General features: G+C 48.5%; 12 protein-coding genes. 11 read left to right on the plus strand and 1 reads right to left on the minus strand.

Translation table 11 applies throughout. From position 1 onward, the window contains the following. The first annotated feature begins 32 nt into the window (after positions 1-32). A complete protein-coding gene (gene eno / locus BN3656_RS10685) occupies positions 33-1,316 on the plus strand; it encodes a phosphopyruvate hydratase (protein ID WP_066547767.1) in 1,284 nt (427 codons plus the stop codon). On the opposite strand, the gene BN3656_RS10690 is transcribed toward eno, so the two are convergent. Further along, complete coding sequence (locus BN3656_RS10690) at positions 1,311-3,533, minus strand: helix-turn-helix domain-containing protein (protein WP_066547771.1); 2,223 nt, start codon at positions 3,531-3,533, stop codon at positions 1,311-1,313. The two genes, eno and BN3656_RS10690, sit on opposite strands and share 6 nt — an antisense overlap. 288 nt (positions 3,534-3,821) lie before the next feature. Between BN3656_RS10690 and BN3656_RS10695 the strand changes: the two genes are divergently transcribed. From BN3656_RS10695 to BN3656_RS10740, 10 genes are read left to right on the plus strand one after another with little or no spacing between them, the layout of a single operon-like run. After that, positions 3,822-5,387 carry an extracellular solute-binding protein gene (locus BN3656_RS10695; RefSeq protein ID WP_066547774.1) on the plus strand — a complete coding sequence of 522 codons (1,566 nt, stop codon included), beginning with the start codon at positions 3,822-3,824 and terminating at the stop codon, positions 5,385-5,387. Between the two features lie 27 nt (positions 5,388-5,414). Further along, positions 5,415-6,368, plus strand: a complete 954-nt coding sequence (locus BN3656_RS10700) for an ABC transporter permease subunit (protein ID WP_066547775.1) — start codon at positions 5,415-5,417, stop codon at positions 6,366-6,368. A 14-nt stretch (positions 6,369-6,382) separates the two neighbouring features. After that, positions 6,383-7,222, plus strand: a complete 840-nt coding sequence (locus BN3656_RS10705; RefSeq protein WP_066547776.1) for a carbohydrate ABC transporter permease — start codon at positions 6,383-6,385, stop codon at positions 7,220-7,222. A gap of 22 nt (positions 7,223-7,244) precedes the next feature. Then, positions 7,245-8,798: a glycoside hydrolase 43 family protein gene (locus tag BN3656_RS10710; RefSeq protein ID WP_066547779.1), complete on the plus strand. Its 1,554-nt coding sequence runs from the start codon at positions 7,245-7,247 to the stop codon at positions 8,796-8,798. Next, positions 8,761-10,563 carry a family 43 glycosylhydrolase gene (locus tag BN3656_RS10715; protein WP_066547781.1) on the plus strand — a complete coding sequence of 601 codons (1,803 nt, stop codon included), beginning with the start codon at positions 8,761-8,763 and terminating at the stop codon, positions 10,561-10,563. The genes BN3656_RS10710 and BN3656_RS10715 overlap by 38 nt, the downstream gene beginning before the upstream one ends. Continuing rightward, positions 10,520-11,176, plus strand: a complete 657-nt coding sequence (locus BN3656_RS10720; protein WP_066547783.1) for a rhamnogalacturonan acetylesterase — start codon at positions 10,520-10,522, stop codon at positions 11,174-11,176. The genes BN3656_RS10715 and BN3656_RS10720 overlap by 44 nt, the downstream gene beginning before the upstream one ends. A 1-nt stretch (position 11,177) precedes the next feature. Continuing rightward, on the plus strand, positions 11,178-12,965 hold the full coding sequence (locus BN3656_RS10725; RefSeq protein ID WP_066547797.1) for an ABC transporter ATP-binding protein: 1,788 nt from the start codon (positions 11,178-11,180) through the stop codon (positions 12,963-12,965). Positions 12,966-12,971: 6 nt separating this feature from the next. Beyond that, a complete protein-coding gene (locus BN3656_RS10730) occupies positions 12,972-13,622 on the plus strand; it encodes a YesL family protein (RefSeq protein ID WP_066547800.1) in 651 nt (216 codons plus the stop codon). Next, on the plus strand, positions 13,615-14,721 hold the full coding sequence (locus BN3656_RS10735) for an alpha/beta hydrolase family protein (protein ID WP_242962987.1): 1,107 nt from the start codon (positions 13,615-13,617) through the stop codon (positions 14,719-14,721). The genes BN3656_RS10730 and BN3656_RS10735 overlap by 8 nt, the downstream gene beginning before the upstream one ends. 41 nt (positions 14,722-14,762) lie before the next feature. After that, positions 14,763-18,140: an EAL domain-containing protein gene (locus BN3656_RS10740; RefSeq protein WP_066547803.1), complete on the plus strand. Its 3,378-nt coding sequence runs from the start codon at positions 14,763-14,765 to the stop codon at positions 18,138-18,140. The last annotated feature ends 5 nt before the right edge of the window (positions 18,141-18,145 follow it).

Below are 18,145 nucleotides of genomic sequence, written 5' to 3' on the forward strand. Positions count from 1 at the left end.
TGGTAAATTGACTGTGGGAAAGGAAAAGGAATATGAAACGTTTGGAAATCGCATCTGTTACAGGAAGAGAAATTCTGGATTCCAGGGGAAATCCTACGGTAGAAGCAGAGGTCCATCTGACAGACGGGACTATGGGCCGGGGAACAGCTCCCAGCGGCGCTTCCACCGGAGAATTTGAAGCATTGGAGCTGCGGGATCACGATCTGGACCGATTTGGCGGAAAAGGTGTTTTAAAGGCAGCAGAACATATCCGTACAGATATCCATGCAATATTGCGGGGGATGGATCCCTGTAATATTTATGAGGTGGATCATGCCATGATCAAGGCAGACGGCACAGCAGACCGGTCAAAGCTGGGAGCCAATGCCATTTTGGCGGTATCTATGGCCAGTGCAGCGGCAGCGGCCAATGCCCTGGGACTTCCGCTGTACCGTTTTCTGGGAGGCGTCAATGCGGGCTGCATGCCGCTTCCCATGATGAATATTATAAACGGAGGAGCCCATGCGGCAAATACGGTTGACGTACAGGAATTTATGATCATGCCCGCAGGAGCAGAAAGCTTCAGGGAAGGACTGCGCTGGTGCGCGGAGGTGTTTCATGCCTTAGCCGCATTCTTAAGAGAAAAGGGGCTGGCTACTGCTGTAGGCGACGAAGGGGGATTTGCTCCGGATCTTGAAAGCGATGAGGAAGCAATCCTCTGTATTTTAGAGGCGGTAAAACGGGCCGGATACGAGCCGGGAAGGGATTTTGTGCTTGCTTTGGATGCGGCGGCCAGCGAATGGAAAGGGGAAAGGACGGGAGAATATATTCTTCCCAAGTGCGGAAAAAAGTTTACCTCTTCAGAGCTGACAGAGCATTGGAAGAAATTGTGTGAAACGTATCCCATATATTCCATTGAGGATGGTCTTGATGAAGAGGACTGGGAAGGATGGAAGTATATGACAAAGGAACTGGGAAACAGGATCCAGCTGGTAGGCGATGATCTTTTTGTTACCAATACAAAGCGGCTGAAAAAGGGTATTGGATGGGGATGCGGTAATTCCATTTTGGTCAAGCCCAATCAGATCGGAACGATTTCAGAAACGCTGGAAGCGGTCCGACTGGCCCGCCGGTTCGGGTACACGGCGATTATTTCCCACCGCTCCGGAGAAACGGAGGATACGGCGATCGCCGATCTGGCAGTTGCCCTGAATACGGGACAGATCAAAACAGGGGCTCCCAGCCGGAGCGAACGGGTGGCAAAATACAACCGTCTTTTAAGGATTGAAGAAGAGCTGGGAGAAAGAGCAGAGTTTTTGGGAAAGGGCGCTTTATAGACCGGAGGCTGCTTTTTCACGCATTTCTTTTGGTGATACGCCGAATTTTTTCTTAAATGCCCGGCGGAAGGAAGCCGCATTGTTGTAGCCCGTATACTGGTACAGCTCAGAAATGGAAATCGAGGATTCCAGTACCAGTTCCTTTGCCTTTGCCATCCGCAGTTTTTCCAGATATACGGAAAAATTTTCAGAAACTTCTTTTTTAAAAAGAAAGCTGAAGTAATTTTCCGAAATATGGAATTCCTCAGAGATTTTAGAAAGAGATAAGGAGGAGTCCATATAATTACGATTCAGATAATTCTGGATTTTCTGGATCAGTTCATTGGAGTCGCCGCAAGAGCCATAAAAGCTGCACAGCTGCAGTGCGATGGACTGCAGGGAATCCAGGCTGATCTCATTTTCAAACTGACGGTCGATCAGATCCAACAGCTCCTTTCGTTCCGGAGCATCTGTTAAGGATGGGTCAACAGACAGGCGTTTTCTGAAAAGAACCGTTCTTATATCGGAAACAAGCCAGCGAAGCTGTGTAAAGGAAAGGGTGCGTTTCTCCAGGTTTTCTTCCTTTAAACAGGAAAAAAGAGCTTCTGTCTGAGAACTGCTTCCGGTAGAAATAAAGCCGCTTAGCTGTACGGCAAGACTTTCAGGAAAATAGTATGTATCGGTGGAGGAATCAAGACACAGGCTGCTGATGATACAGCGCTGATCGGTAGTCATGGACCATGCGTTGTGGGCTTCCTGGTATGATTTCCAGATATAGGGAACTACTTCACAGATATTTCCCAGACCGCCCCTGATCTCAATATCATAAAGCTTTAAAAGCTCCTGATGGACCGAACGGAATATCTGTATATTCTGTTCGGTATTTTCATTGTCCGAACGAGCAGAGGGAACGGCAATTAAACAGGCAAAGGCAGCATCGCCGGGTTTATAGATATGTCCGGTGTCGGGAAAGTAGCGCTTCAGCGCTTCCTGTACCAGGATATCATGGTTTTCAATACACAGCTTTAGGGCTTCTGCATCCAGGTTATGGGCATGGCGGGGAGCTGCCCCTATATAAAGAACCTGATAGCGGCATCCTTCCCGTTTTAAGCCCAGTTCAGAGGTGATCCGCTCCATCTGTTCATTCGTTGTAATATTACCCTCCATTACTTTACGGATATAGGATTCCGATACAAGAGGCTTTGCCTGTTCTACCATAGTAGTCAGGGCAGAAGCCAGATGATGCTGATTTTCCAGTTCACTGCTCAGATCGGCAACGGATCTGCTGTTATAAGCCGTTAAAAGGACGATAAAGCCACTTTCTAACAGTACGGTCAGAATGATCAGTACAATCGAAAGCCGCTGGTAGTTTTCAGCAGAATAATAAAGGGTAGAAGAGGGCTGAATGAGATACCAGTTCCAGCCGTTATAGTCCGATACTGTCTGTACTGCGCTTATGGAGCGCCCCTTGTCTTTAAAATCAGCCGTTTTATCCGAATAGGAGAGACCGGAAAGAAGCTGCAGGTCAATCTCAGGAGAGGCAGAGCCGCGGACGGAAAAACAAGGGCTGCCATCTTTATCCAATGCACAGATCTGATAGTCGTCCGACAGGCGGATTTCAGGAAAAAAACGTTCCAGCTGGCTGCGCTCAGCCATAAAACAGAGGACGCTGTTTACCGTTCCGTTTATGGAAATCAGAGAGCTGCTTACAGGGCAGATATAGAGAAAGTTGTCTCCTTCATTCACCGGAATAAATGTTCTCCATGAAGACGGAGACATTAAGTCAACGGAAAATGCGTAGCGCGAATCATGCTTTCTGGCAAGCTCCAGTTCGGAAAAGAAATTGGAGGATAAGATATATCCGCTGTTTTTCAGGTAAATAAACAGCTGTCCGCCTGTATTCAGCTCCTTTGAAGGGAGAATCAGTTTAAGCTGCTCTTGAACCCTCCATGCGGAGTAAGAAAAGGATTCCGTTTCCATATTCTCAGAATCTGCCAGGGCTTTGAAAGAAGAACTGGAAGAAAGCTGCAGGCTGGCAGTATGGATCTGTTTTAAAAGATCATCCATCTGACGGACAGAGGATGAGAGTACGCTGACTGTCTGGGAATGGAGCCCTTTTTTTAAATGATGGTAGGATGTATGATAAAAAATAGCTGCGCTGATCAGCATCAGGGCCAGAATAAAACTGTATGACAGTGCAAGCCTGTTTTTAAAGGATATGTTTTTTAGTGTTTTCATAGGTGCCATTATAATATAAGAACGGGAGAGAATCAACTGAAAAAGAGAAAAATGTATGTTATCCGTAAAAAATGTGTGTTTTGCAGTGCAGATCTTAATGGAAACGTGAAAAAACTTTGAATGCTATAAAGAAAAAGAAATAGATGTAAAAACAAAGAATTTCATGAAAAATGCACAATGAAATGAAATTTTAACAGTTGATATGAAGCAGTAAGAGTGATAATTTTGTAGACACATAAAACGTGTGGTGAAATCAGCATACGAAATCTATGATCTGGAGGGAAAACCATGAAAAAAAGGGTTAGGTGTACAGCAGCCTTCGCTGCAGCAGTCATGGCAGTGTCTTTGCTTGGCGGCTGCGGCCAGGATGGCGTGACAGCACCTGAAAATGTGGAAAAGTACACAGCAGACGGAGAACTGGTCAAACCGGAAAAAATTACGGTTATGGCAGACGGTACGGTTTTTACAAAACGGAATGGACGTGATGCCTTTGAGGCCCGCTGGGAAGAGCTGACAGGCATTGATATTGAATTTATTCAGCCGGACCACAGCGCTTACTATGATGTGGTAGGACAGACGTTTGCTTCCGGTGTTAAAAACTGGCCGGATGTGATCCTGTTAAGCTCCACCTATTACAGCGGTTACGCAGAGGAAGGCGCTCTGTGGGATTTGACAGAAACGTATGAAAATTCCGGTTTAAAGAAATCCGGACGGCTGACAGGCGAGGATGTCATTGACGGAATGCGCATCGGAGGAAGGCTTTACGGACTTCCTGTAAACCGCGGCGGCGGCTGCATTACCTATGTAAAAAAGAAATGGCTGGATAACTGCGGACTGGAAGTGCCGACAACCTATGATGAATACATGAATATGTTAAAGGCATTTACAGAGGGAGATCCGGACGGAAACGGAGTAAACGGCGATACATACGCCCTTTCCGCAGCCGGCTTTATGGGCGAGGAGTCCCCTTATACCAACTATCTGCCGGAATTTTATCAGGAATCCTATCCTTCCTTTACAAAGGATGAGAACGGAGTGTGGTATGACGGCTTTATGGAGCAGGATTTCAAGGATTCGCTGCTTCGTTTAAGAGATGCTTATGTAAACGGATATGTTGATAAGGAAACGCTGACCAACGGCACCAGCGATGTGCGCAACAAGTTTTACGAAGACCGCTGCGGCGTATTTACCTACTGGTCCGGAACCTGGGCGGAAAACCTGCGGAGCAATCTGGCAAAGAATGGACTGGATGACGAGCTGGTTCCCCTTCCGCCGATCAAGGAGCTGGGAAATTATATAGAGAGAACGCCGGCTGTCTGGTGTATTACCAATTCCTGTAAATATCCGGAGGCAGTGTACAAATATTTTATTGAATCCATGATGGACGGCGGCGATATGCAGACGCTCTGGACATATGGCGTAGAGGGCGTGCACTGGTCTGTTCAGGCTGAGACGGTCTGCGGAAACACCTATGAGCAAGGCCAGTTCCATGGTCTGGAAAGTATGGATAAGCCGGGAACCCAGTACACAAAGGGACATATGGATCCGACGCTTTCCATTGTAGAGTGGGAAAATGATCCCGGTATTGACTCCGTTGCTCCGGCTGCCAAGCGTTCACAGGAGATATTTAATGAAAACTGCAAACAGTCCCTTATGGTTCCCTCCACAACGGAAATGGCTACCTATAACGGCGATCTGACAACCTTAAAGCGTTCCATTGTGGCAGATGTAGTCGTTCAGGGAATGCCGGTAGAGGAGGCATACCAGAGGTTTGAAAAGGAGCACGGTGTAAAGTGGTCTAATATGATCGTGGATTCCCTTAACCGCCTGGCGGAAGCAGAGTCATCCAGGTAAACAAAAGAGAAATGGGAGGAAAATAGAATGAAAAAAGAAACATCAAACCCGGGAACGGGAACGGTGCATAAAAAATCTCTGAAGCAGCAGATCTATTATTACAGAAGCTTCTATATTATGTTTATCCCTGTATTTATTTTTGCAGTCGTATTTCACTATCTGCCAATGCTGGGAATCCGTTATTCCCTGTTTTCCTATAAGGGCATTAAGGCGCCGGAATTTATCGGTCTGGCAAACTTTGAGCGTATGTTTTCCATGCCGGGCTTCTGGAGCGCGTTTGGAAATACGATCCTGTTAAGCGTAGTAAAGCTTCTTCTGAATACGTTTATGGCCGTGCTGATCTCCATTCTGCTCAACGAGCTGCGGTTTATGAAGTTTAAAAAGGTAACCCAAACCATTGTGTATCTGCCCCATTTTATGTCATGGGTTGTAACTGCCTCTGTATTTACCCTGATCCTGTCTCCCGGTGATGCAGGACTGGTAAATTCAATCCTGATCAAGCTGGGCATTATTGACGAGGGAATCTATTTCCTGGGAGATAAGGAATGGTGGAGGACCATGTTCTATGCGATCAATATCTGGAAGGATACGGGCTGGGGAACCATCATTTTCATGGCTACCTTATCGGGCATCAATCCGGAGCTTTATGAGGCTGCTTCCATGGACGGAGCAAACCGCTGGAATCAGATCCGCTACATTACGCTGCCGGCTCTTGCCAATACCATTATTACGGTTTTGATCTTAAATCTTGCCAAGGTTATGAATCTGTTTGAATCGGTATTCGTACTGCAGAATGATGCGGTGATCCAGAAGGCGGACGTTCTTCAGACCTATATCTATACCCAGACCTTTAATTCAGGCGCGCTTCCGGATTTCGGTTATACCACAGCGGTCAGCGTGACGGCGTCGGTTGTAGGCTGTATTCTGGTGCTGCTGTGCAACCGGGCAAGCTATAAGGTCCGCGGCAGAGGCATTGTATAGGAGGAATAAAAATTATGAGAACGAAAAGAAGGACTGTTTTCGATGTGATTTCGGTCATCCTGTTTGTAATGATCAGCCTGATCATGCTGATCCCCATTTATAAGGTTCTGGTGGATTCCTTTGATTTAAAGACGGCTTATGGTATGCGGCTTCTGCCGCAGCAGTTCGGCCTGGACGGATATATTTCTGTATTTACCAATCCCACTCTGTTCCAGCCGTTTCTGATTTCCTGTGTGACGACCATTGCGGGAACCTTCGCAGGACTTGCCATTTCCACTCTGGGCGCTTACGTGCTGATCCAGTGGAAGATGCCGGGACGCAAGCTGCTGGCAAATTTCCTTTTATTTACTATGATCTTTAACGGCGGTATGATCCCTACCTATCTGGTTATGAAGGCTCTCGGCCTGACGAATACGCTCTGGGTTGTAATCCTCCTTCCTGCGATCAATGTATACAATCTGGTTCTGATGAGAAACTTCTTTGAAGGAATTCCGGCCAGCCTGTTTGAGTCTGCTGAGATTGACGGCTGTTCTCCTATGGGAACTTTCTTTAAGATCGTCCTTCCCTTATCCAAGGCTGCTTTAACAGCCATCGGACTGATGTTTGCGGTTCAATACTGGAATGATTACACCAATTATAAACTTTACATTACAAATGAAAACCTGTATAATTTCCAGATGAAGCTGCGCTCCCTGATCTTAGGAAGCGATCTTCCTTCCGCAGTGGGAAGCGCAACGGAGAACACAATTAAGAATGCGGCTGTTATCGTAGCCATTCTTCCGTTTGTGATCATTTATCCATTCTGCCAGAAATACTTTATTTCCGGCGTGAATATCGGCGCTGTCAAAGAGTGACAGACGCAGGGAGGAGAAATGTATGAACACTGGAACTTACAAAAATCCAATTTTATATGCAGACTACTCCGATCCGGATGCAATCCGGGTCGGGGAAGACTATTACATGGTGGCATCTTCGTTTACATATCTTCCGGGGGTGCCTCTCCTTCATTCCAGGGATCTGGTCCACTGGGAGATCATGAACTACTGCGTGCCGGCCCTGCCGTTTGAAAAATATGACCGGCCATCCCATGGCTCGGGAACCTGGGCGCCCTCCATCCGGTATCATAACGGGGAGTTTTTTGTCTTTGTGCCTCTGCCGGATGAGGGGATTTTTGTGGCGCGCTCCAAAGACCCGAAAGGAACCTTTCAGCTGAACCGTCTCTGTGAAGCCAAAGGCTGGATCGATCCGTGTCCGTTCTGGGATGAGGATGGAAGAGCCTATATGATCTTCGCCTATGCAAGAAGCCGCTGCGGGATCAAGCACCGTCTGGCTCTGGTGGAGATGGATCCGGAATGTACACAGCTAAAGGGAGAGCCAAAGGTGATCTTTGACGGCACTCAGCTGGCGCCCACCAGCGAAGGGCCAAAACTGTATAAAAAGGATGGCTGGTATTATGTACTGATGCCTTCCGGAGGTGTTGCCACTGGCTGGCAGTCTGCCCTGCGGGCAAAGAAGATCTGGGGGCCTTATGAGTACAGGATTGTAATGCACCAGGGGAATACAGCCGTCAATGGGCCTCATCAGGGCGCATGGGTGGACACGCCGGAAGGAAGCAGCTGGTTTATCCATTTTCAGGACGTAGGAGAGTTAGGACGCATTGTCCATCTGCAGCCTATGTGCTTCCAGGATGGCTGGCCCTTTATCGGCTGTGAAACAAACGGCGATATGATCGGAGAGCCGGTAGAGGAGTGGGAGCTGCCTAAAGCAGGACAGCCTGCTTACAGGATTGCGGACTCAGATGAATTTGAAACCGGACGTCCGGGGCTGCAGTGGCAGTGGCAGGCCAATCCAGACGAAGCTTTTTTTGCGCGGGAACGGGAAATGGGAACCCTTAAGCTAGCCTGTCTGGCCAACCCGGAGAGGGAGAATCTTCTGTGGTATGCTCCCAATGTGATGACCCAGATCCCTCAGTCCAACGCATTTACGGCAGACGTAAAGCTTAGGCTGTCGGAGGGCGCTGGGACAGAGGACAGTGACGGAGATATGGCCGTTTTGGGCATGACGGGCCATCACTATGCGTTCTGCGGCCTGGAACGGGAAGGCGGAGCGGTCTGGCTGCGTCTTTACGAAGGCGTTGTCACAGGAAAAGAGTTTGAAGGCGAGGCGATGGAGGGACTGGCAGCCTCAAGGGAGTGGAAACAGGATAAAGCTCTGTGGCTGCGCATGGAGCTTAGGGAAGATAAGACTTTTTCTTTTTCAGTTTCTGACGACGGCAGTACCTTCCTTCCCTTCGGCCCTTCCTTCCATCTGGCAAAGGGGACCTGGACCGGGGCCAAGCTCTGCCTGTGGGCCTGCAACCGGAACAATACCGTATCAGGAGGATGGGGAGAATATGATTACATACACATCAGCCACAAAAAAGATCGCTGAGGAGGCCTTTCAGGCGGCTCTTTTGGGCGATCTGGACAAAGTAAAGCAGCTGGCAGGCCATACCTTCCATCTGGAAACCTGTGATGAGAAAGGGAACAGCCTTCTTCATTATGCGGTAAGAAGCAAAAATCTTGAGCTGGTGCGTTTCCTTACAGAAGCGGGAGGGCTGGATCTGACCTGGGCCAATGCAGATCTGGTAACGCCCTTTGATCTGGCTCATATCCAGGCCAAGGAGCATCCGGGCGATCTGGCGGCAGAGGAAATGGAAGCCTGGATTGCTTCCGTCTGCGGCTTTTCCCATGAAGCCTGCTACCGCAATCCGGTGGTCCGGGGGATGTACCCAGATCCCAGCATTGTGCGTGTGGGAGAAGACTACTACATGGTTAATTCCAGCTTTATCTTTTTTCCGGGAATTCCGGTGTCCCATTCCAGAGATCTGGTCCACTGGGAAACCATTGGATATGTGGCGGCGGATCCGGACTGGGCCAGGAAGTATCTGGGGCCGTTAGAGGGCGGAAGAGGCTTCTGGGCGCCGGATATCAGCTATCATGACGGCTGGTTTACCGTCTGTGCCACCCTTCGGATGAATGATGACGCGGATTGTATCCAAACCCAGTTTGTGGCCCGTTCCAGAAAGCCGGAAGGCCCTTATGAGAAACCGGTGATCCACAAAGTTTTAGGAATCGATCCCTCCATTTTCCATGATGAGGACGGGCGCACCTATATGCTTCTTAACCGCGGAGCACGCATCATGGAGATCTCTGAGGACGGGAAAGAATGTCTTTCAGAACCGGAGCTGATCTGGTATGGCTGGGATAAGCATGGGCCTGAGGGGCCTCATATTTTGAAAAAGGACGGCTGGTATTACTGTTTCCTGGCTGAGGGTGGAACCGGGATCGGACACAAAATTACGGTGGCCCGCTCCCGGCAGCTTATGGGCCCCTATGAGGACTGTCCCTATAACCCGATCATGACCCAGAAGGATCCGGCTGCAGCCATCCAGTGCTGCGGCCATGGAAAACCGGTCAGTACTCCAGACGGACGCTGGTATATGGTATATCTCTGTTCGCGGTATCTGGACGGAAAATGGGGAATTTTGGGAAGAGAAACGTGTCTGGATGAGATTACCTGGACACCCGATGGCTGGCCGCTGGTAAATCAGAGAAAAGGCCCCTCTTATATGGCAAAGCTTCCTCTTAATGGATTGCAGAAACCGGATCCGGTTAAGCTTCCTTATGACGGCTGGCTCTGTCCAAGAACCATTGACAGAGAGCGTAGCTTCGTTTCTCCCGAAGGAATCCTTCGTATCCGGGGAGAAGGAAAGGACTTAAATGACAGAAGCTGCGTCAGCCTTCTGGTAAAACGCCAGCCGGATTTTAACTTTACCTGCGAATATGAAATGTGGGCTCCGGATGAGGACGGATACCGGGATGCCGGACTGACCTTATACTATGATGAAAACACATTTATCAAATTTGGCATAAAGGGTAACAGCCTGTTTGTCAGAGAATATGTGGACGACGCCTATGTCCGCTGTCTGGAGCAGGATTTTGAGCCGGGAAACCGTCCTGTTTCCCTTAAAATTGTCACGGAAGGGCTTAAGAGGTCTTTCTATATCAATGGAACATGCGTTGGCGTTTTTGACCACGTTACGTCCCTTTGTTCAGAGGGATTAAAAAAGGGAAAACGCTTTACAGGAGCAATGACAGGAGTGTATAACAATGGAACGAATTTTATATGCTGGAGACAGCACCGTAGCATTTAACAAAATCCATACATATCCCCAGACCGGCATGAGCCAGGCTCTGCCGCTGTACTTAAAGGATAATATCCAGGTAATAAGCTTTGCAAAAAACGGCCGCAGCACCAGGTCCTTTATTGCAGAGGGACGGCTTGCCGCCATTGAGAAGGAACTTAAGAAGGGGGATTATCTGTTCGTCCAGTTCGGTCACAATGATTCAAAAGCAGATGAAGCGCGTCACACCGATCCGGATACGGATTTTAAGGAAAATCTTCGGATGTTTGCAGAGACAGCAAAGGCCTGCGGTGCAAAGGCCGTATTTATTACCCCCATTGCCAGACGTCTGTTTGATGAAAACGGAACTTTTAAACCGGGAAGCCACGGTGCCTATCCCAGGGCGATGAAAGAGGCGGCAAAGGAAGCAGGCGTTCCGGTTGTGGATCTTACTACTGTGACAGAACAGTATCTGGCACAGGTGGGGGAACTGTGGTCTCGTCCGCTGTTTGTGTGGCCAAAGGACAATACCCATTTAAAATATGAAGGGGCCGTTATGATGGCCGGATTCCTTGCAGAGGGCCTTCGGGCATTGGGAGAGCCATACAGCAGCCTTCTGGCAGAGGAGAAGGAGGAGCAGTAAAATGGACCGGTATCAGGAGATGGAGCGCCGCTTTGCAGCCTGTTATCAAAAGCATGGGAAGCACTCTGTACGGGTGCTTCTGGAATTCTACAGGGGACAGTATCACAAATTTCTTCTCTCCACTCTCTTTTTCCTGCTGAAACATTCCCCGGCCCTCCTTTCCCCTCTTTTGATCGCAAATGTAGTCAATGGGGTGATCGAGGGAGGAGAAGCCGGGAGCAGGGCAATTTTTATTAATGTGGGAATCTGGCTGGGGCTTTTGAGCATCCATCTGCCTGCAAACTGGATCCACAATCAGCTGAAAAGCCGTGTGATCCGAAATACGGAAGCCGGACTTCGGGCGGCCCTGGTAAGAAAGCTTCAGGAGCTGTCCATTCCCTACCATACAGGCAGCCAGTCGGGCCGCCTTCAGTCAAAGATCATGCGTGACGTGGAGGCAGTGGAAACGCTGTCGTCCCAGCTGTTTGTCAATATGCTTAATATTGTGATGAATCTCGTGATCACTCTGTCGATCACAGCCGTAAAAAACCGGCTGATCCTTGTGTTTTTCGTTCTGGTCGCTCCGGTGGCTGCCGGAGCGGTGGTGGCATTCAGGACCAAGATCCACAGGGAAAACCGCTCCTTCCGCCAGGGAATGGAGGAAACCAGCGCCAGGGTGATGGAGATGGTAGAGATGGTTCCTGTAGCAAGGGCCCATGCGTTAGAGGACAAGGAAGCAGCCAGGATCAGTGCGCTTCTTGAAGAAACCGCCAACCGGGGCTACCGCCTGGATATGGTACAGGCCCACTTTGGAGCGGTAAGCTGGGTGGTATTTCAGGTGTTTCAGGTGGTATGCCTGGCGGTATCCGGTTTTATGGCCATGTCCGGCCTTATAAAGGTGGGAGACGTGACCTTTTATCAGTCCAGCTTTACGACCGTAGTGAATCAGTTTTCCGCCCTGATCAACCTGCTTCCCATTCTTACAAAGGGACTGGAATCCGTTTCCTCCATCGGAGAAGTGCTGTCCTCGGATGAGGTAGAGAAAAATGAAGGAAAGGAAGAGCTGGCTTCCTTAAAAGGAGAGTATTCTTTTAAACAGGTAAGCTTTTCCTATCCGGACAGCGACAGGGAGGTGCTTCACGGCCTGGAGTTTACGGTAAAGCAGGGAGAAACCATTGCCCTGGTGGGAGAGTCGGGCTCTGGAAAGACAACCATTTTAAATATGCTCATTGGTTTTATCCTGCCTTCAGGGGGACAGCTGCTGTTAGACGGAAAGGATATGAAGGGCCTGAATCTAAGGACCTACCGCCGTTTTCTGTCCGTGGTGCCTCAGACGCCGGTATTGTTTACCGGAACCGTGCGGGAAAATATTACCTATGGTCTGGAACATGTGAGTGAGGAGCAGATCGCGCAGGCAGTAGAAGCAGCCAATCTGTCCGAGGTGATAAAGAGGCTGCCCCAGGGGCTTGATACCATGATTGAAGAGCATGGAGCCAATTTAAGCGGAGGCCAGCGCCAGAGGATATCCATTGCACGGGCGCTGATCCGCAATCCTCAGGTCATTATTCTGGATGAGGCTACGTCGGCTCTGGACAGCATCTCTGAGTCGGAGATCCAGGAGGCCTTAGAACGCCTCACAAAGGGAAGGACTACCTTTATTGTGGCTCACCGCCTTTCTACCGTGCGCGGAGCCGACAGGATCCTTGTCATCGGACAGGGAAGGATCAGGGAACAGGGAAGCTATCAGGAGCTGATGGCAAAAAAAGGAGAATTTTATCAGATGGAACAGCTTCAGAGAATGGTGAGGTAGGAAAATATGCTGCGATATGACGGACCATTTATAACGTTTTTAATGAAACTGGGAGACATGATCATCCTTCACGTACTCTGGCTCCTCTGCAGCCTGCCGGTTATAACGGCAGGACCTGCTTTGGCAGCCGCCCATTATGCAGCCCTGCGGATTGTCAGGGATGAAGGCGGCTCTGTGTGCTCCATGTTTTTTAAAGCCTTCCGGATTAATTTTTTTCAGGCGCTTCCTCTGGGAGTTATAAGTCTTTTAGCCGGTGCGGTGATCGGAACCGATCTGTACCTGCTTTCCGGCCCGGTACAGCCAAAGGGAGCGGCGGGACTTTTTATGCTGGCTCTTACCGTGTTTCTTTCCATTCTTTACGGGATTCTTATGCTGTGGCTGTGGCCGGTACTTGTAACCTTTGAAAATACATGGATGGGAACCATAAAAAGTGCATACATGATGGCAGCATCAAACTGGGGGGCAACCTCTGCCATGATCCTTCAGGATCTTGTACTGGGGATCGCTGCAGTATTCAGTATTGCCTTTCTGCCCCAGGCGGCCATTATTTTTCTTATTTTCGGCTGTCCGCTGTTTTTTGTGGTCAATGCCTTCCATATACGCAGAGCCTTTGACAGGATAAGGGAAAATAGCAGTAAGGAGGACGAAGATGAGTAACACAGGAGAACGGATCCTGCCAGTGAGCCGCTATTATGACAGCCTAAACGGGATGAAGCGAAAATATGACCGTCTGGCAAGGCAGGAGGCTTTTTCAGGAACGAACGTGGAAGAATGGACGGGATGGAAAAATAAGGAAAAGAAACGCTTGTGGGAGCTTTTGGGAATGGACAAAATGGAAATCTGCTCCCCCTGCCCTGAAATAGCGGAACGAGTCATGCTGGACGGAGGAATCCTGAGGGAAAAGCTTCTTTTGCAGGTGGAACCGGATATATGGATGCCGGTGTATCTGCTGATCCCGCCGGGCAGCGGACGTCATTCCGATTGTGTCCTTGCTCCCCATGGACATCAGGGGGCGGGAAAATACAGTGTGGCCGGCTGCAGTGAGATTCCGGCAGTGGCAGAGGCGATTGACCGTTTCCATTACGATTACGGCCTCTATCTGGCCCGGCTGGGATATGTTGCCGTCTGTCCCGATGCCAGAGGCTTTGGCGAGCGGAGGGATCTGGCTTTTCAGAAGGATGAGGAAAATGCATTTATGCGCGGAACCTGTTTCTATCTGGCCCATATGGCAGAGCCCCTTGGAATGACTGTGGCAGGAATGAATACCTGGGATCTGATGCGCCTGATCGACTATCTGGAAGAGAGGGGAGAATGGAATACAGAGCATCTGGGCTGCGTGGGCTTTTCTGGCGGAGGACTTCAGACGCTGTATCTGGCTGCATTGGATGAGCGTGTACGTTATGCAGTGATCAGCGGTTATCTGTATGGATTTAAAGACTCTCTTCTGGAATTAAATGGAAATTGCAGCTGCAATTATGTCCCGGGGCTCTGGAATGCGCTGGATATGGGAGATATTGCGTCCCTCATTGCGCCCAGACCACTTGTGATCCAGTCCGGCAGGGCAGATCACTTAAACGGCCCAAGGGGCATTGTCAATGCAGAGGAACAGGTGGAGATCGTACGAAAAGCCTATGGGTTAAACGGCGCCGCAGAATGTCTGGTCCACCGCTGTTATGAAGGGGGCCATCAGTTCCATGAAGAGGACCTGGAAGAAGATCTGAAAAGAATGAAATTTTTTACACAAATCTCCGGTTAGATGATAAAATACATAGTATCAATAAAGGAGATTTGATACATATGGATATAAGGGAAGATTTGAATATATATATGCAGATCATCCGTCTTCTGGATGAAAGCGTCAATGGATATCTTTATGCCTGTGATCTGCAGGATGACCGCATGTATTTTACAGATAAGATCTGCCGCAGATTTGCACTGCCTTTTTCCGGAGAGCAGGGAATCCCGTTTAAAGAATGGGAAGCTGTTATTTATGACCGGGATGTAAAGCTCATAAAAGACGATATGGAGGCGGTCCGTTCGGGTAAAAGAAACGGCTGTGATATCGAATGCCGGATGATCGACAGGGAAGGAAACCGGGTGGGCGTTCATTGGCGTGCAACGGTGCATGCGGATAAGTCAGGAAAGCCGGCAGTTCTTTTAGGGAGCATGGATGAGCTTGTCCTGGGACAGAGGATCGACAGTCTGACCGGATTGTGGAATTATGATAAGTGTACAGAGGATCTGGAATCTGCTGTTTTAAAAGAAGAGGGATATTTTATCGTTTTTGGAATTGATAATTTTAAGCATATCAATGTAAAAAATGGAAGACCCTTTGGAAATGATGTTTTAAAGCGGATGACAGAAAGTCTGGAAAAAAATGCAGACTGTTTGGTTACGCTGTATCGGCTGGATGGAGACTGTTTTGCAGCAACCCTTCCGGGAAAAGGGAAAAAGGAAGTATTCTCCTTTTACGATACCGTCAGGCAGGAGATGGAAAAAGAGTGCACTTTATCAGCGGGAGCTGCCGCTTATTCCCCTAACCGGGGCATGGATGGCTGGACCGTATACCAGTTTGCGGAAAATGCCCTTGATCGGGCAAAAAAAGAGGGAAAAAATATGCTTATTTTCTTCTCTCCCGAAGATTATCAGAAAAAACTGGATCAGATTGAGCTTTTGGATGAGCTTAAGTCAGCTGTTGATCAGGGTTGCAGGGGATTTTATCTCTGTTATCAGCCCCAGATTGACAGTAAAAACTACGGATTGTACGGAGCCGAAGCGCTGCTTCGCTATGAATCAGGAAAACGCGGGATGGTAGGGCCCGATCAGTTTATTCCTCTGCTGGAGCAGAGCGGCCTGATCTGTGAAGTAGGATTATGGGTACTGAGGACGGCCATCAGACAGAGCGTATTATGGCGCAGGATTCTTCCAAGCTTTCATATCAGCGTAAATATATCCTATGTGCAGCTTCGTCAAAAGGAAATCGAGGAAGAGGTTTTAGGTATTCTCAGGGAAGAAGGACTGCCGGGAGACGCTCTCACTCTGGAAGTGACGGAAAGTATGCAGCTTCAGGACTATACCTATTATAATAAGATCTTTTATGACTGGAAGCGAAAAGGAATCCAGATTGCCATTGATGATTTCGGAACAGGATACTCCAGCTTAAGCTATTTAAAAAGCATTGATATTGATGAAACAAAGATTGACCGCTGTTTTGTGAATCGTATCCAGAAAAATGCCTACAACTACAGGCTTTTGGATAATGTAATACAGCTGGCTCACAGCGCCCGGATACGTGTCTGCTGTGAAGGCGTTGAGACGGAAGAAGAGCTGTTTGTTTTAAAGGAACTGTGTCCGGATGTGCTTCAGGGATATCTTTTTGCCAGACCCTGCAGAAAAGAGGAATTTGAACAGACCTATCTGAACCGGGATTCAAAGGCCTATAAGGAACGGAGAGAGCGGCTGTTAAAATTCAGGTGTCCGGCTGCCAGAGACGGAAAGCTGGATGGTACACAAGAGCGTACGGAGGAGACGTATGAAGACATTCTGGAGCATACCAGCCTGGGACTGTGGAGGATATGCGCAGATTTTGAAACAGAGTGCTACGAGCTGTATGCAGATCCAGTGATGCTTCGGGTCATGGGAGTGGAAACGGCTCTTTCGCCAAAAGAATGTTATTTCCACTGGTACAACAGGATCAATGACGGATATTACAACTATATTAACCTTGCGATCCAGAGTGCGGTTGAAACGGGTAAGATTACACAGGTTGAGTATACATGGAATCATCCTTCCAGAGGTGAGGTTACGGTACGCTGTATGATGATACGGGCCAAAAGGGAGAACAGCACGGTCTGGCTGGAGGGGTATCACCAGATCATCAGCGATCTGGAACGGCCTGATTTTCTGCCTGGCGGTCTTAAGAGCGAGATCTTTGAATACAACGAGCATAAGAAAACCATTTATTTCCATACGAAGCGTCAGATGATCGCGGGAGATAAGATCCGGGAAGAGGATTTTCCGGAATGCTGGATCCGAAAACAGATTGTCCATCCTCATTTTGCAGATGAATTTCAAACTATGTTCCGGGATGTTAAGGATAAGTGGAATCGGGCAGGCAGCGAGATGCTTTTTCGGACCAAATCCGGTTCCTATGAGTGGTTTAAGGTAAAGACCCGTCACCTCAGCGATAAAAAGGAGGATGTTTATACAGTTGCAGTGCTCATGGATTCTGCAGATCAGGAACGTGCCATAGAGCTGGAATATATGAAAAAGACAGATTTTTATGAGGCTCTTCTTTCGGAAACTGTGGCCCATGCAGAGATAGATGTGGAAAGCGGCCATATTATGGAGGCAGCAGGGCTGTGGGCATTCGTCCAGAGCAAGGATCAGGAACAGGATTTTGAAAGCATTGTTCAGCAGCAGATGAGAAGTGATCAGATCTTTTGTGAGGATCTGGAGCTTTATGAATCGTATATGGATCTTTCCTATATGAAGGAAATGTATAAAAGCGGAACCAATACGGTTGAATTGTGCTTCCGCCACTATGTGAAAGAGCGTCTCTGCTGGATGAAGCTGGTGATCCATGTATTTCAGGATCATTATACAGAAAATATGTATGCTCTTGTGTATCTGAAAAATATTGATGCTGAAAAGAGGAGAGAGCTTGCGGCTGAGACAGCGGCCAAAAGTGATCCCCTTACCAGGGTATACAACCGGAGCAGCTTTGAAGAAGAGGTATCTGATTTTATGACAACCGGGGAAGATTCTGCAAGGGGAGCGCTGCTGATCCTGGATTTAGATGATTTTAAACAGGTCAATGACCGCTTTGGCCATTTAAAGGGAGATGAGGTATTGAAATCACTGGCAGAAGTGCTGCGCCATACCTTCCGAAGCCACGATCTGATTGGACGTCTGGGCGGAGATGAATTTCTTGTATTTGTAAAAGGCATTGAAAATAAGGAAATCCTGGATAGGAGAATGGATCAGCTGTTTAGTCGGCTGAATGATTCCTGCGGGGACTTTCTTTCCTGCAGTGCCGGTATCTGTTTTGTATCGGGAGAAGGCTTTGATTATCAAAAAGCGCTCAAATGCGCAGATATGGCCCTGTATGAGAGCAAGAAGAAGGGAAAAAGAAGGTACAGCTATTACGAAAAAATGGAAGATATGAAAGTCTGAAAGGA

Source organism: Clostridium sp. AT4, assembly GCF_001517625.2.
Taxonomy (GTDB): domain Bacteria; phylum Bacillota; class Clostridia; order Lachnospirales; family Lachnospiraceae; genus Enterocloster.

What these genes read in the sequence shown, in the direction of transcription:
- eno (WP_066547767.1), top strand. Translation starts at nt 33, where the DNA reads ATGAAACGTTTGGAAATCGCATCTGTTACAGGAAGAGAAATTCTGGAT.
- BN3656_RS10690 (WP_066547771.1), bottom strand. Translation starts at nt 3,533, where the DNA reads ATGAAAACACTAAAAAACATATCCTTTAAAAACAGGCTTGCACTGTCA.
- BN3656_RS10695 (WP_066547774.1), top strand. Translation starts at nt 3,822, where the DNA reads ATGAAAAAAAGGGTTAGGTGTACAGCAGCCTTCGCTGCAGCAGTCATG.
- BN3656_RS10700 (WP_066547775.1), top strand. Translation starts at nt 5,415, where the DNA reads ATGAAAAAAGAAACATCAAACCCGGGAACGGGAACGGTGCATAAAAAA.
- BN3656_RS10705 (WP_066547776.1), top strand. Translation starts at nt 6,383, where the DNA reads ATGAGAACGAAAAGAAGGACTGTTTTCGATGTGATTTCGGTCATCCTG.
- BN3656_RS10710 (WP_066547779.1), top strand. Translation starts at nt 7,245, where the DNA reads ATGAACACTGGAACTTACAAAAATCCAATTTTATATGCAGACTACTCC.
- BN3656_RS10715 (WP_066547781.1), top strand. Translation starts at nt 8,761, where the DNA reads ATGATTACATACACATCAGCCACAAAAAAGATCGCTGAGGAGGCCTTT.
- BN3656_RS10720 (WP_066547783.1), top strand. Translation starts at nt 10,520, where the DNA reads ATGGAACGAATTTTATATGCTGGAGACAGCACCGTAGCATTTAACAAA.
- BN3656_RS10725 (WP_066547797.1), top strand. Translation starts at nt 11,178, where the DNA reads ATGGACCGGTATCAGGAGATGGAGCGCCGCTTTGCAGCCTGTTATCAA.
- BN3656_RS10730 (WP_066547800.1), top strand. Translation starts at nt 12,972, where the DNA reads ATGCTGCGATATGACGGACCATTTATAACGTTTTTAATGAAACTGGGA.
- BN3656_RS10735 (WP_242962987.1), top strand. Translation starts at nt 13,615, where the DNA reads ATGAGTAACACAGGAGAACGGATCCTGCCAGTGAGCCGCTATTATGAC.
- BN3656_RS10740 (WP_066547803.1), top strand. Translation starts at nt 14,763, where the DNA reads ATGGATATAAGGGAAGATTTGAATATATATATGCAGATCATCCGTCTT.